At 48.2% G+C, this 13710-nt stretch carries 15 protein-coding genes; 13 read left to right on the forward strand and 2 right to left on the reverse strand.

What is annotated here, in order from left to right; all coding sequences use genetic code 11:
* Positions 1-12: 12 nt before the first annotated feature.
* Positions 13-765: a nucleotidyltransferase domain-containing protein gene (locus KNO87_RS09490; RefSeq protein ID WP_214795773.1), complete on the reverse strand. Its 753-nt coding sequence runs from the start codon at positions 763-765 to the stop codon at positions 13-15.
* Between the two features lie 171 nt (positions 766-936).
* Here KNO87_RS09490 and mnmE point away from each other — a divergent pair, with 171 nt between their 5' ends.
* The 5 genes from mnmE (at position 937) to KNO87_RS09515 (ending at position 6723) form a co-directional block, all read left to right on the forward strand.
* On the forward strand, positions 937-2316 hold the full coding sequence (gene mnmE, locus KNO87_RS09495; RefSeq protein WP_214789931.1) for a tRNA uridine-5-carboxymethylaminomethyl(34) synthesis GTPase MnmE: 1380 nt from the start codon (positions 937-939) through the stop codon (positions 2314-2316).
* Between the two features lie 15 nt (positions 2317-2331).
* Positions 2332-4218 carry a tRNA uridine-5-carboxymethylaminomethyl(34) synthesis enzyme MnmG gene (gene mnmG / locus KNO87_RS09500; RefSeq protein WP_214795775.1) on the forward strand — a complete coding sequence of 629 codons (1887 nt, stop codon included), beginning with the start codon at positions 2332-2334 and terminating at the stop codon, positions 4216-4218.
* 4 nt (positions 4219-4222) lie between these two features.
* Entirely contained in the window at positions 4223-4939 is a 717-nt protein-coding gene (rsmG, locus tag KNO87_RS09505) for a 16S rRNA (guanine(527)-N(7))-methyltransferase RsmG (protein WP_214795777.1), read from the forward strand.
* An 80-nt stretch (positions 4940-5019) separates the two neighbouring features.
* Entirely contained in the window at positions 5020-5904 is an 885-nt protein-coding gene (noc, locus tag KNO87_RS09510; RefSeq protein WP_074034050.1) for a nucleoid occlusion protein, read from the forward strand.
* 36 nt (positions 5905-5940) lie between these two features.
* On the forward strand, positions 5941-6723 hold the full coding sequence (locus tag KNO87_RS09515) for a ParB/RepB/Spo0J family partition protein (protein ID WP_074034048.1): 783 nt from the start codon (positions 5941-5943) through the stop codon (positions 6721-6723).
* On the opposite strand, the gene yyaC is transcribed toward KNO87_RS09515, so the two are convergent.
* Positions 6696-7322 carry a spore protease YyaC gene (gene yyaC, locus KNO87_RS09520; RefSeq protein ID WP_214795779.1) on the reverse strand — a complete coding sequence of 209 codons (627 nt, stop codon included), beginning with the start codon at positions 7320-7322 and terminating at the stop codon, positions 6696-6698. The genes KNO87_RS09515 and yyaC overlap by 28 nt on opposite strands.
* A 170-nt stretch (positions 7323-7492) precedes the next feature.
* Here yyaC and KNO87_RS09525 point away from each other — a divergent pair, with 170 nt between their 5' ends.
* The 8 genes from KNO87_RS09525 (at position 7493) to rplI (ending at position 13704) form a co-directional block, all read left to right on the forward strand.
* Positions 7493-8434 (forward strand): mechanosensitive ion channel family protein, encoded by a 942-nt coding sequence (locus KNO87_RS09525; protein WP_214789939.1) that lies wholly within the window; start codon positions 7493-7495, stop codon positions 8432-8434.
* Positions 8424-8627, forward strand: coding sequence for a DUF951 domain-containing protein (locus KNO87_RS09530; RefSeq protein ID WP_214696523.1), 204 nt, complete (start codon positions 8424-8426; stop codon positions 8625-8627). The genes KNO87_RS09525 and KNO87_RS09530 overlap by 11 nt, the downstream gene beginning before the upstream one ends.
* A 153-nt stretch (positions 8628-8780) precedes the next feature.
* Positions 8781-9881, forward strand: coding sequence for a redox-regulated ATPase YchF (ychF, locus tag KNO87_RS09535; protein WP_214795781.1), 1101 nt, complete (start codon positions 8781-8783; stop codon positions 9879-9881).
* A gap of 131 nt (positions 9882-10012) precedes the next feature.
* Positions 10013-10300 carry a 30S ribosomal protein S6 gene (rpsF, locus tag KNO87_RS09540; RefSeq protein WP_074034039.1) on the forward strand — a complete coding sequence of 96 codons (288 nt, stop codon included), beginning with the start codon at positions 10013-10015 and terminating at the stop codon, positions 10298-10300.
* 37 nt (positions 10301-10337) lie between these two features.
* Positions 10338-10847, forward strand: a complete 510-nt coding sequence (ssb, locus tag KNO87_RS09545) for a single-stranded DNA-binding protein (RefSeq protein WP_015880231.1) — start codon at positions 10338-10340, stop codon at positions 10845-10847.
* A gap of 43 nt (positions 10848-10890) precedes the next feature.
* Positions 10891-11121: a 30S ribosomal protein S18 gene (gene rpsR, locus KNO87_RS09550; RefSeq protein ID WP_015880232.1), complete on the forward strand. Its 231-nt coding sequence runs from the start codon at positions 10891-10893 to the stop codon at positions 11119-11121.
* A gap of 151 nt (positions 11122-11272) precedes the next feature.
* Positions 11273-13264, forward strand: coding sequence for a DHH family phosphoesterase (locus KNO87_RS09555; protein WP_214789944.1), 1992 nt, complete (start codon positions 11273-11275; stop codon positions 13262-13264).
* Positions 13261-13704 carry a 50S ribosomal protein L9 gene (gene rplI, locus KNO87_RS09560; RefSeq protein ID WP_214696532.1) on the forward strand — a complete coding sequence of 148 codons (444 nt, stop codon included), beginning with the start codon at positions 13261-13263 and terminating at the stop codon, positions 13702-13704. The genes KNO87_RS09555 and rplI overlap by 4 nt, the downstream gene beginning before the upstream one ends.
* Positions 13705-13710: the final 6 nt, after the last annotated feature.

Raw genomic sequence — 13710 nt, forward strand, 5'->3', positions numbered from 1 at the left:
AAACCGTCCTTTTTAAGGGCGGTTTGTTTCTCGTTGAAGCAACTGTTCCATAAACGGTCCGAACACGTTGTAGCCTGATAATGATTGGAAGAAAGGTTGTTCTTCTTTGAGTCGCTCGATATAGAGTCGAGCGGCGTTTTCATGATTCATTGGGGTCAATTGTTCATAAAACAAGCGTAAGTCGATTTCGTTTCGTTGTGATACGTCTTTTAAACCAAGTGAGGCTCGATCGGGTGTATAGTGCGCGGCCAAAACGTACGCGAAATGAACCATCCCTTGCCGCAGCATCTCGGTTGCCCAGATGTCATTGCCACGACTTCGTGATTTCGTATATTGGAAAAAGAACCAAACGGTGTCGAAGGCATGATCACTTGTCGACTCTTCTTCAATCTGTAACGAACTTTCATGTGCAGTGAGGAGCAGGTGCGGATCATAGAGGATATGGATCGAGTCTTGATGATTCAACGTCTCTTTTGTGACCGTAAACATGTCGAGGTGAAGAAAATCATCGAATACCACAATGAGTTGAGGGGCGACTATGAAGATGTCGTCTTTCAACAGAACAGGTCGATACGAACGAAGGTGATCGAGTCGTCTCGATAAAAACAATTCTTCCTGATCTGCGTGTACCATCACGTAAAGGTCGATATCTGAATGCTCATCGGCTTCTCCACGACCGAATGAGCCTTTCATAAAAATCGCTTGAACCGCTTCATCCCGTTCTAATCGTTCCGTGATGATTTGAATCGCTTCTAGTTGCTTCATGTGTATATCCTCTCTTCTCTGTCAATATATTCCTTTATTGTACGAAAATAATGATAGGAACTGCAATGACTTCATCGACGGGTGAACTCTTTCGTTCAAGTCGAATATCGTGTATAGTAGGTTCGTTATGCATATGATAGAAGAAGATGGTTTAGGTTTGGAGGGAGAAAGATGCTAGAGTTTGACACGATTACAGCGATTTCGACGCCGATGGGTGAAGGTGCCATTGGCATCGTCCGATTATCAGGCGATTTGGCGGTCGAAACGGTGAACAATGTGTTTTCTGGAAAAGACTTAACAACGGTCGATTCACATACAATTCATTACGGTACGTTAAAGCGTCCTGACACGGGCGAAGTCGTCGATGAAGTCATGGTCAGTATCATGCGGGCGCCGAAGACGTTTACACGAGAAGATGTCGTCGAAATCAATTGTCACGGAGGCGTCGTTGCGGTCAATCGTGTCCTTGAACTCATTCTCGACCAACCCGACATCCGCTTGGCAGAACCGGGCGAGTTCACAAAACGCGCCTTTTTAAACGGTCGAATCGATTTGTCACAAGCAGAGGCGGTCATGGACTTGATTCGGGCGAAAACCGATCGGGCGATGAACGTCGCGATGTCTCAAATGGAAGGTCGGCTGTCACGACTCGTCCGCGAACTCCGTCAACAATTGCTCGAGACGATTGCGGCAGTCGAGGTCAATATTGATTATCCAGAGTATGACGCGGAAGAGATGACGCAAGCGATCGTCGAAGAGAAAGCGGGCGAAGTCAAACGTATCCTCGAGGAGTTGCTCGAAACGGCGCGACAAGGGAAAATCTTGCGTGAAGGCTTGGCTACGGCGATTATCGGACGACCGAACGTCGGGAAGTCCTCGCTCATGAATACGCTCGTGCAGGAGACGAAAGCGATTGTCACTGAAATTGCCGGAACGACACGTGACACGATTGAAGAATATGTCAACGTGAAAGGAGTCCCACTCAAATTGGTGGACACTGCCGGTATTCGTGAGACGGAAGATATCGTTGAACGCATCGGTGTAGAAAAATCAAGGAAGGCGTTGGAAGCGGCGGACTTGGTCCTTCTCGTCTTGAACGGGCATGAAGGATTGACGGTCGAAGATGAGGCGTTGTTTGAGGCGGTCAAAGGGATGAATGCGATCATCATCATCAACAAGACAGACTTGCCACAAAACATGGATTCTTCTAAGCTAGAGAAACTAGCGGCAGGACGTCCGATCGTGGCGACGTCGCTCTTACTAGATGAGGGAATCGATGCGCTTGAAGCGGCAATCGCGAACCTCTTCTTTGCAAAAGGCGTCGAGTCACAAGATATGACATATATCTCAAACGCTCGACACATTCAGTTGATCAAACGAACGATTGGTCAAATTGATGAGGCGCTCGGTAGTGCTGTCATGAATATGCCGATTGATATGGTCCAAATCGATTTACGTCGAGCGTGGGATACGCTCGGTGAAATCAACGGAGATACCGTACAAGAGAGCTTGATTGACCAGCTCTTTTCACAGTTTTGTCTTGGGAAATAATAAGGAGGAACAAATATGGCTTATACGGCAGGCGAATATGACGTAATCGTCATCGGGGCCGGACACGCAGGGATTGAAGCGGCACTCGCATCAGCTCGAATGGGTGCCAAAACAGCGATGCTGACAATGAACCCTGATATGGTCGGGTTCATGTATTGTAACCCGTCAATCGGCGGACCGGCGAAAGGAATCGTCGTACGTGAAATCGATGCGCTCGGCGGAGAGATGGGGCGTGCGATTGATGCGACGTACATCCAAATGAAGATGCTTAATACGTCGAAAGGTCCAGCGGTACGTGCGTTACGTGCACAGGCGGACAAATTCCAATACCAAAATCATATGAAGAAAGTGCTAGAAGACGAGCCGAATCTATTGCTTCGTCAGGCACTTGTCGAACGATTGCTCGTTGAAGATGGAGAAGTGCGTGGCGTGGTAACGAACACGGGTTCAGAATATCGCGCGAAAGCGGTCATCGTCACGACAGGAACGTTCATGCGAGGTCAAATCATCATCGGTGAATTGGCATACGAGAGTGGTCCAAATAACCAAATGCCATCGGTCGAGCTGTCGAAACATTTAGAAGAACTCGGTCTCGATTTGGTTCGATTCAAAACAGGGACTCCGCCGCGGATTGATGGGAAGACCATCGATTACTCGAAGACTGAGGTTCAGCCGGGGGATGAGAACCCATCGTTCTTCTCGTACACGTCGACTGATTTGAATCCGATCGAACAAATCCCATGCTGGCTCACGTATACGAGTGAGCGCACGCACCAGTTGATTGATGAGAACTTACACCGTTCACCGATGTATTCAGGTGCGATTAAAGGTACAGGGCCGCGTTACTGTCCATCGATTGAAGATAAAGTCGTACGTTTCAATGACAAACCGCGTCACCAAATCTTCTTAGAACCAGAAGGGCGCGACACAGAAGAAGTATACGTTCAAGGTTTCTCGACGAGTATGCCAGAAGACGTTCAACACCAAATGCTTCGGACGATCCCGGGTCTTGAAAAGTCAGAGATGATGCGTCCTGGTTATGCGATTGAGTACGATGCGGTCGTACCGACGCAACTTTGGCCGACCCTTGAAACGAAAGCAGTCCCTGGACTCTTTACAGCGGGACAAATCAACGGAACGAGTGGCTACGAAGAAGCGGCAGGACAAGGAATCATGGCAGGGATCAACGCTGCATGCAAAGTGCTTGGTAAAGACCCTGTCATCCTTGATCGTTCCCAAGCATATATCGGTGTCTTGATCGATGATCTGGTGACGAAAGGAACGAACGAACCATATCGTCTCCTCACATCACGTGCCGAGTATCGCCTCTTGTTACGTCACGACAACGCGGACTTACGCCTCAGTGACATCGGACACAAAATCGGCTTACTTTCAGAGGAACGCCATGCACATCTCAATGAGAAGCGTGAAGCGATTGAAAAAGAAGTAAAGCGACTCGCCTCACTTGTCGTCAAACCGACACCTGAAGTGAACGCGATGCTTGAATCAGTCGGTGCACATCCGTTGAAAGAAGCGACGCATGCCAACATCTTGTTGAAACGTCCAGAAGTGACGTATGAGGCGCTCATGACGGTCGTCCCATCCATGGCCGAGCTGTCGTTCGAAGTAAAAGAGCAAGTCGAAATTCAAGTGAAGTACGAAGGCTATATCTCAAAACAACTCGAACAAGTCGAGAAGATGCGGCGCATGGAAGAAAAACGAATTCCAGAGAACTTGGATTACGATGCGATTGGCGGTCTTGCGACAGAAGCGAAACAAAAATTAAAACAAGTTCGTCCACTTTCGATCGGACAAGCGTCACGAATCTCGGGCGTAAACCCTGCAGACGTGTCAATCTTGCTCGTCTATATCGAACAAGGACAATATGCGACGGTGGAGTGAAACGATGAACGAATCTCAATTTATTGAAGCGTTACGGGCTAAAGGATTTGAACTGAACGAGACACAACTCGCTCAGTTCAAGCGCTACTTCGAGATGCTCGTTGAATGGAATGAAAAAATGAATTTGACGGCCATCACGGACCAGGAAGAAGTGTATTTGAAACACTTTTACGATTCGCTCAGCGCAGCGTTTCACTTCGACTTCACGCAAGTCGAAACGGTATGTGATGTAGGGGCGGGAGCGGGATTCCCGAGTCTTCCCCTTAAGATTTTATTCCCTCACTTACATGTCACAATCATTGATTCATTGAATAAGCGCATCACGTTCTTGAATGAGTTGGCTCTTGCCCTCGGACTTGAAGGTGTCGCTTTCCATCATGGTCGTGCCGAAGAGTTTGGGAAAAATAAAAAATTCCGCGAACAGTTTGATGTCGTCACAGCGCGAGCCGTTGCCCGCATGACAGTGTTGGCTGAGTATTGCCTGCCGCTCACGAAAGTGGGTGGAAGCTTTGTCGCGCTTAAGGCGGCTAAAGTTTCTGATGAGATGAAAGACGCTAAAAATGCGTTGGCTGTTCTAGGTGGGAAAGAAAAAGCGACACACCAGTTCCTATTGCCAGGAGAGATGAGTGAGCGTAATATCGTAGTTGTAGATAAACTACGAAAAACGCCCGGGAAATATCCGCGTAAAGCGGGGACGCCGGCGAAAGAGCCACTTATCTGATGATGTCGTTTCACGTGAAACAAAAGCAGATTCCAGTGGTGGAGTCTGCTTATTTTTTTACATAAAAGGGGTGCCCGACGTTGAAGAATAGATTTGCGAAATTGTTCGGTGTGAATCGAAAAGATGAAGTTGCCGTGACGCAGATTGCGGAAGTTCGAGCGGACGACACGGTGCAGGAGCTCTCGTTGTCACGGTTGCGTCCGAACCGATATCAACCACGTAAAGTATTCGAACCGGCAAAAATTGAAGAGTTGGCAACGACGATTTCGGAACATGGACTGCTTCAACCGATCGTGGTTCGAAAGGCAGACGGGGACTGCTATGAAATCATCGCAGGGGAGCGCCGTTTCCGAGCCGTGAAATCGCTTGGCTGGTCGGCGATTCCGGCAATTGTTCGCGATATGGATGATGATACGACGGCTGCGCTCGCATTGATTGAAAACTTACAACGTGAGCAGTTGAGTCCGATTGAAGAGGCGGAGGCGTATGACCGGTTGCTCGCCTTGAACGGATTGACGCAAGATGCGTTAGCGAAGAGTTTAGGGAAGAGCCAGTCTACGATTGCGAACAAGTTGCGACTGTTGAAATTGCCTGAGGACGTGAAGCAGTCGCTTCGTGATCGTCGCATCAACGAGCGACACGCCCGTGCACTCTTGCCATTAAAAGAAGAGGGGTTACAGCTCCAAGTGCTCGTGGAAGTGCTGGAACAAGATTACAACGTCAAAGAGACTGAGGAACGAGTCGCCTTTTTGACAACACCAATCGAAGAAGAAAAACGTAAGCCGAAAAAGCAACGTCGTCGAACGAAGAGTTTTGCGCGTGATACACGAATCGCCATCAATACGATTCGTGACTCAATCGATTTGATTGGGAAAACAGGGATTGATGTCCAAACTGAAGAAGTAGACGAAGAGGAATTTGTTGAAATTCGAATTCGCATCCCGAAAGCGCGGCCTCAAAAATGAGTCCGTGCTTTTTCATACGATGAAGGAGGTTTGTAGATGGAACGATTAGCATTAAAATTCATTCGCCCAAACCCGAACCAACCCCGGAAACAATTTGAGGTGGAGAAACTGGAAGAGTTGCGCCAGTCGATTGAACGGTATGGCGTTCTGCAGCCGATTGTCGTACGAAAAGCGACCGGTTACTATGAAATCATCGCTGGGGAAAGACGATTCCAAGCGGCAAAACTTGCCGGGAAAGAAGACATTCCCGCTCTAGTCGTCACGGCGGACTCGGATCGCGTCATGGAGTTGGCCTTGATTGAAAACATTCAACGTGCCGACTTGAACGCCATCGAAGAAGCCGTCGCCTATGAACAATTGATGCAGACACTCGGCCTGACACAACAACAGTTGGCAGACCGGGTCGGGAAAAGCAGAAGTCATGTGACGAACAGTTTGCGTCTGCTTCGTTTGCCGAGCGCGGTTCAGCACGCGGTCATGGTCGGTGATTTGACGATGGGTCACGCACGGGCGATTACAGGCATGAAATCAGAACAAGCGATGGAACAGATTGCAAAAAGAGTGATTGCCGAACATTGGACGGTAAGGCGGCTCGAGCGTTACTTACAAAAAGAGCGCACAGCAAAAAAGACGCTGAAGCAATCGAACGCAGATATCGAAGCGGTCGAAGCAGTGCTTGCAGAGCGTCTTCAAATGGATGTGTCGATTCGTCCTCGCCGAAAGGGCGGGGTCTTAGAATTAAAGTACTTTTCACAAGACGATTTAGAACAACTACTTACGCTGTTGTCTCCTCAAGACTTTGACTCGTCCCGTGACTGACGAAGCCTTGTGATCGCGGCTTCTTCTTGATGAAGGCGTCCGATGCGTGAATCAAAATCGACAAAGCCTTCCGTGATGAAGCGTGCGAGTTCGTATACGAGATGGAGACGTGTGTTTTGTAGAATCATCATTTCCATGAACCCGCTTACGTTTACGACGGCTTTGATATTATAAGCGCCGACTGCAGGGAGTTCTTTTTGGACGCCTGCACCTGGGGCGAGTGGTCCTTCGGAGAAGAAGATATAGCCAACGCTCGACAAACGTCCGAGACAGGCATCGATGGCGATGATGAGCGGTTGATGGAAGCGCGTTTGAATCTCATGTAACGTCTCCACTAAGTTGAGCGCGTGTACGGGTTTCGTCAACGTACCGTATACGTGTAAATTACGAATGCGACGCTCTTCTAAAAACGTTCCGACGAGTGGACCAAGAGAATCACCGGTCGAACGATCCGAACCGATGCAAACAAGGACAATGGGGCGATGGGTTTCATTGACCAACTGTTCATGAAGCTGGTCCGCAAGTAATCTGGATCCACTCCGTTCAGTGTGTTCAATGAAGAAAGAGTATGGTTTATGAGGTTTTAGGCGAAACGGCATGAATCTCATCCTCTCTTCTGAGCTGCCTATTCCTAGTTGCAGTTAGGGGATTGATCTCGTATTAACCCATTCCCAAAAGTGGAAAACTTCTAAACTTCCGAATGCGGCGTTTGAGAAAAGTCGTGAAATATGTTTTGATGATTTAGAATCTACGACTTTGAGGTGAAAAGATGGCTTCGCAAAATACAGAAAAAGATTTAAGCACGGTGGCAGACGAAACGATGGATAGCGTGAACCAATTCGTGGAGTACTTTAAAGATACAGACATGTGGATTGGCTTGGGGATTAAGCTCGCTGGGGTAGCGCTCATCATTCTTGGTTTATACATTGCGACAAGAATTTTGACGACGATGGTCGAACGCGTGTTTACGCTTCGGAAAATAAAAGAGCATGACATTGTCGCTCAACGTCAAAATGAAACGTTATTAAAACTCGCACAAAACACGATTCGTTACGTGATTGGGTTGATCATGGTCCTGACGGTGCTCGGACAGTTCGGCGTCAATATCGCCGGTTTGATCGCATCGGCCGGGGTCGCAGGTCTTGCGATTTCATTCGGTGCACAAAGTTTGGTGAAGGACGTCATTACGGGCGCATTCATCATTTTTGAAAACCAATATAAAAATGGGGATTATGTCAGTTTGAATCAACAGGTCGAAGGAGTCGTCATCGAGGTCGGCATTCGAACGACGAAACTAAAAGGGTTGAACGGACAAGTTTCTATCATTCCGAACGGACAAATTATGCAAGTGACGAACTATTCGCTTGAAAATAGTGTGGCGGTTGTCGATGTCGGTGTCGCCTATGAAGAGGATATGGAGCGTGTCGAGTCGGCGATTAAAGAGATCGCAAAAGAAGTTGAGGCGAAATATCACGACCTCTTCATCGAACCGATCACACTCGCCGGTGTACAATCACTTGGAGCTTCAGAAGTCGTCTATCGCTTGATGGCAGAAGTACCACCGACTCAACACTTCGCAGCTGGACGGATTTTGCATAAAGAATTGAAGGCAGGATTCGACCAACGAGGCATTGAAATTCCGTACCCACGGACGGTCATGTTACCGCCGAACCCAGCTCCTAAAGGAGGAGAAGCAGAAAATGCACAGTAAAACTTATGCGTTGAACGATGTTGTGGAAATGAAAAAGCCACATGCCTGCAAGACGAACCGCTGGCAAATCACGCGTGTAGGGATGGACATTCGCATCAAGTGTCAAGGTTGCGGAGCAAGTGTGCTCATGCAACGCCGAGACTTTGATAAGCGATTCAAGAAAGTGCTTGAGCAAGGGAACGCCGCAGAATAAGCGGCGTTTTTCTTTAGGTTATGAACGTGAGTTGCGGTTTAATCGTGGACTAACTATAATTGTGAAGGATGTGACGGTGTGGTGTACTGAAGGTACCCACTCCACAGACGGCTTAACATTTCCCGGGAAACACCGGATGAGGAGGAACTACTAGTGGGATTAACAGCAGGAATTGTCGGATTACCAAACGTCGGGAAATCGACTTTGTTTAATGCGATTACACAAGCAGGAGTCGAAGCGGCTAACTATCCGTTCGCGACAATCGACCCGAACGTCGGAGTCGTAGAAGTACCAGATGCGCGCCTTGATCGTTTGACGGAACTCGTCAAACCGAAAAAGACGGTGCCGACAGCGTTCGAATTTACAGATATCGCTGGAATCGTTAAAGGAGCATCAAAAGGTGAAGGGCTCGGAAACAAATTCTTGGCGAACATTCGCGAAGTCGATGCGATTTGCCAAGTCGTTCGTTGTTTTGAAGATGAGAACATCACGCACGTCGCGGGACGCGTCTCACCGATTGACGACATCACGACGATCAACCTTGAATTGATTTTAGCTGACCTAGAGTTAGTTGAAAAACGTATCACACGTGTTCAAAAAATGGTCAAATCAAAAGATAAAGGTGCCGCGCAAGAACTTGAGGCACTCGAAATCGTGCAAGCTGTCTTAGAAGCAGAACGTCCTGCCCGTGTCGCAGAACTCACGGATGACCAGTTAGCAATCGTGAAACACTTCCAATTGTTGACGATGAAGCCAATGCTCTATGTGGCGAACGTGAGTGAAGACGAAGTGGCAGACGCGGACTCAAATGAATACGTTCAAGCAGTTCGTGACCATGCGGCAACAGAAGGTGCGAAAGTCATCGTCATCTGTGCGCGTATCGAAGAAGAAATTTCAGAGCTCGAACCGGAAGAACGTCTCGAATTCTTACAAGATCTCGGTATTGAAGAGTCAGGGCTCGATCAATTGATTCGTGCGGCGTATTCGACACTTGGTCTTGCGACGTACTTCACGGCAGGTGAGAAAGAAGTTCGCGCTTGGACGTTCAAACAAGGAATGAAAGCACCACAATGTGCCGGTGTCATTCACTCTGACTTCGAACGTGGCTTCATTCGTGCCGAAGTCGTGGCGTATGAAGATCTTTCTGCAGCTGGCAACATGACGACGGTGAAAGAACAAGGGAAACTTCGTTCGGAAGGTAAAGAATATGTCTTCCAAGATGGCGACGTTGTCACATTCCGATTCAACGTATAAGTTGATTTACGGAAACGTGTTGTAAAAACCAAGGAAGTTTGATAGTATATTATGACGTGAGTAAAACAATTGTTTGCTCCTTGCTCCTACAAACCGGTAGGAGCCGTTAGTCCAAGAGGAGGTGAAAGATAATGCGTAAATACGAACTTCTTTACATTATCCGTCCATCAGTTGATGAGGAAGCGAAGAAAGCTTTAATCGAGCGCTTCAACAACGTCATCACTGAAAACGGTGGTACTGTTGAAAAAACAACAGACATGGGTAAACGTCGTTTCGCTTATGAAATCAACAAGATGCGCGAAGGACACTACGTTCTTCTTAACATCGTTGCTGAACCTAAAGCGATCCAAGAAACAGAGCGTCTCATGAAGATCTCTGACGACGTTGTCCGTCAAATGACAACAAAAGACGAGCGTTAATCCTTAACGTCTCGTATCGTGAAAGGGGAGCTTGGAGATGATTAACCGAGTTGTGTTAGTTGGTCGATTGACTCGCGATCCGGAAATGCGTTATACGCAGAGCGGAATCGCCGTAACACGCCTTACTCTCGCTTGCGATCGTCCATTCGCTGGACAAGATGGGAAGCGCGAGACGGACTTTATTGATTGCGTCGTTTGGCGCAAACAAGCAGAGAACGTAGCACAATACTTGAAAAAGGGCAGCATGGCCGGCGTTGACGGTCGCCTTCAAATCAGTAGTTACGAAGGACAAGATGGCCAACGTCGTTACCGGGCAGAAGTAGTCGCCGACAGCGTACGCTTCCTTGAACCACGCGGAGCCTCAGGGCAACGTGAGCAAGCACCATCTGGAGATGTCTTCGGTGGTGGTGAATCAAGTGGATCAGGATGGGGCGCAGGAGCTGCTTCGACTTCATCTCAGTCCTCGAATTCGAATAAAGGTTTTGACGCAGATCCGTTCTCGGGTGGCGGCAAAATCGACTTGTCAGATGATGATCTGCCATTCTAATCATCATTGACAACCAAAACTAACTTATAAAGGAGGTCTTCACATGGCACGTCGTCCAGGAGGTCGTCGTCGTCGTAAAGTATGTTTCTTTACGTCGAACAACATCACTCATATCGATTATAAAGACGTAGAATTGCTCAAACGCTTCGTTTCGGAGCGTGGTAAAATTCTTCCACGTCGTGTGACTGGTACTTCAGCGAAATACCAACGTCCACTTACTGTCGCTATCAAGCGCTCACGTCAAATGGCTTTGCTTCCATACGTTGCAGAGTAATGTTTGACGAACGGCTTATCCTTTTGGATAAGTCGTTTTTTTGTATTTTACCTCGTTTGTAAGTGTGTAAGTGAAACCGACGAATATGGTATGATAGAGCAGAAACCTTTACGATTCCATGGGTGAACATTACTCATTTTAGGAGGCATACATGCACAGTGGTGAAGCAATAACATCCGTGAAGAACCAATACGCGCGGCACATGATTCCATATGTGATTGGATTTTTTGTCTCGTTTGGATTGGCGTTCTACAGCATTGTGGCAGCAATCACCCTGTTTATGGGCACGCTGATCTTTTATATCTATCAGCAAGTGACGATGCGACGGGAACGTAAAAATTGGGAACAGTATGTCCTCTCACTCTCTCATCAAATCGAGGAGGTCGGGAAAGAAGCGTTGACGACGATGCCGATCGGGATTTTAGTCTTTGATCAAGACCGACGCATCAGTTGGTTTAACGAACAATCGCGATTGATCTTCGAACTCGATATGGCGATTGGTGTACCGCTCGATGCGCTCCATTCCGCATTCGATGAATTGATTGAAGAAGAAGAGGATGAAGCCACGATTGAAGTGGGTGACCGCGTCTACCGTGTCTATTACAATCAAACACATCAAACACTATATTTGTTTGACATGACCGAAGAAGCGGAGATTGAGCAAAAGTATGTTCAAACACAAACGGTCATTGGTATTTTGTATTTAGATAACTATGACGAGATGTCGACTGCGGTGGATGAGCAAGTGCGCAGTGACGTGAATCGTCGTGTGACGGTGCTTCTCAACCAATGGGCGCAGCGACATCATGTCTACATGCGCCGTACGGCAGCAGACCGCTTTTTCCTCGTCATGAACGAGCGGACGTTATCCGAACTTGAAAACAATCGTTTTTCGATTTTGGATGAAGTGCGCGATGCGACGAAGGAACAAAAAATTCCGTTGACGTTATCGATTGGAATTGGATGTGGAGAGACGACATTGACGGAGCTCGGTAATTTATCGCAATCGAGCCTCGATCTCGGACTAGGTCGCGGTGGTGACCAGGCCGTCGTCAAACGTCATAACGGAAAAGTCCGCTTCTTTGGAGGAAAGACAAATCCGACGGAGAAACGGACGCGCGTCCGGGCACGTGTCATCTCGAACTCGATGCGTGATTTGATTCGGGAGTCGAGCCGCGTCCTCATCATGGGACATAAAAATCCAGATATGGACTCGCTCGGAGCTTCCATCGGGATCATGAAATTGGCTGAGTTTGTCGGACGTGAGGCGTACGTAGTGATGCCGTCAGGTGAGACGAGCATCGGTATTCAACGGCTCGTTCAAGAAGTGGAGAACGATGACTCCTTATATAGTCAGTTCTTGACCGAATATGAAGCACAGCCGCTCATCGACGAACAGACACTCCTTGTCGTCGTCGACACGCATCGTCCTTCACTCGTCATTTCAAAGGATATCTTGTATCGGGCGGAGCGCGTCGTCGTAATCGACCACCATCGTCGCGGGGAAGAATTCATCGAGGACCCGGTCCTGGTGTACATGGAGCCTTACGCCTCATCGACATGTGAGCTCGTCACGGAGTTGATCGAGTATCAGGCGGGAAGTCGCAAGCTCTCGATTCTCGAGGCGACGTCACTTCTTGCAGGAATCATGGTCGATACGAAAGGCTTTACGCTCCGCACAGGTTCACGTACGTTCGATGCGGCGTCCTACTTACGCATTCAGGGAGCTGACACGGTGCTCGTGCAGCACTTCATGCGTCAAGACCTCGATGCCTATATCGAGCAGTCACAGATTTTGAAAAACACCGAGATTTACGCAGATGGTATGGCGATTGCGGTCGCTTCTGACGACGAGGCTCATCATCAAGTATTGATTGCCCAGTCGGCAGACCAATTGCTCAATATGGAAGGTGTCAAAGCCTCGTTCGTCATCGCGATTTTACCAGATGGGCGAACGGGCATCAGCGCTAGGTCGCTTGGTGACGTCAACGTCCAAGTCATCATGGAAATGCTCGATGGGGGCGGACATTTGACGAATGCGGCGACACAACTCGAGATGAGTCGCGAACAAGCAAACGTCTTGTTAAAAGAGGCGATTGATCATTATTTGACAGATGATACTGAAGGAGAGGAATTAGAATGAAAGTCATTTTGAAAGTAGATGTAAAAGGGCAAGGGAAAGCTGGAGAAGTGAAGAACGTAGCCGATGCTTACGCAAAAAACGTCTTGTTCAAGAAAAACTTGGCGGTTGAAGCGACACCTGGAAACTTAAAAGCGTTCGCAGCGAAAGAGCGTCGTGCCGAAGAAGCGGCAGAAGAAGAGTTGAAAGAAGCGCAACAACTCAAAGCGAAACTTGAAAAAGAGACGATTGCCGTTACGACGAAAGCCGGTGAAGGTGGACGCGTGTTCGGATCGGTCACGAGCAAACAAATCGCAGATGCCCTCAAATCGATGGGCTACAAAATCGATAAGCGTAAAATCGAGCTCGAGCACCCGATCAAGGCGCTCGGTTTCACAAAAGTGCCAGTGAAGTTGCACCATGACGTCGTCGCGACGTTGAACGTACATGTACAAGAAGCCTGAAGGTGA

The organism is Exiguobacterium sp. s34, from assembly GCF_018617435.1.
GTDB lineage: Bacteria > Bacillota > Bacilli > Exiguobacteriales > Exiguobacteriaceae > Exiguobacterium > Exiguobacterium aestuarii.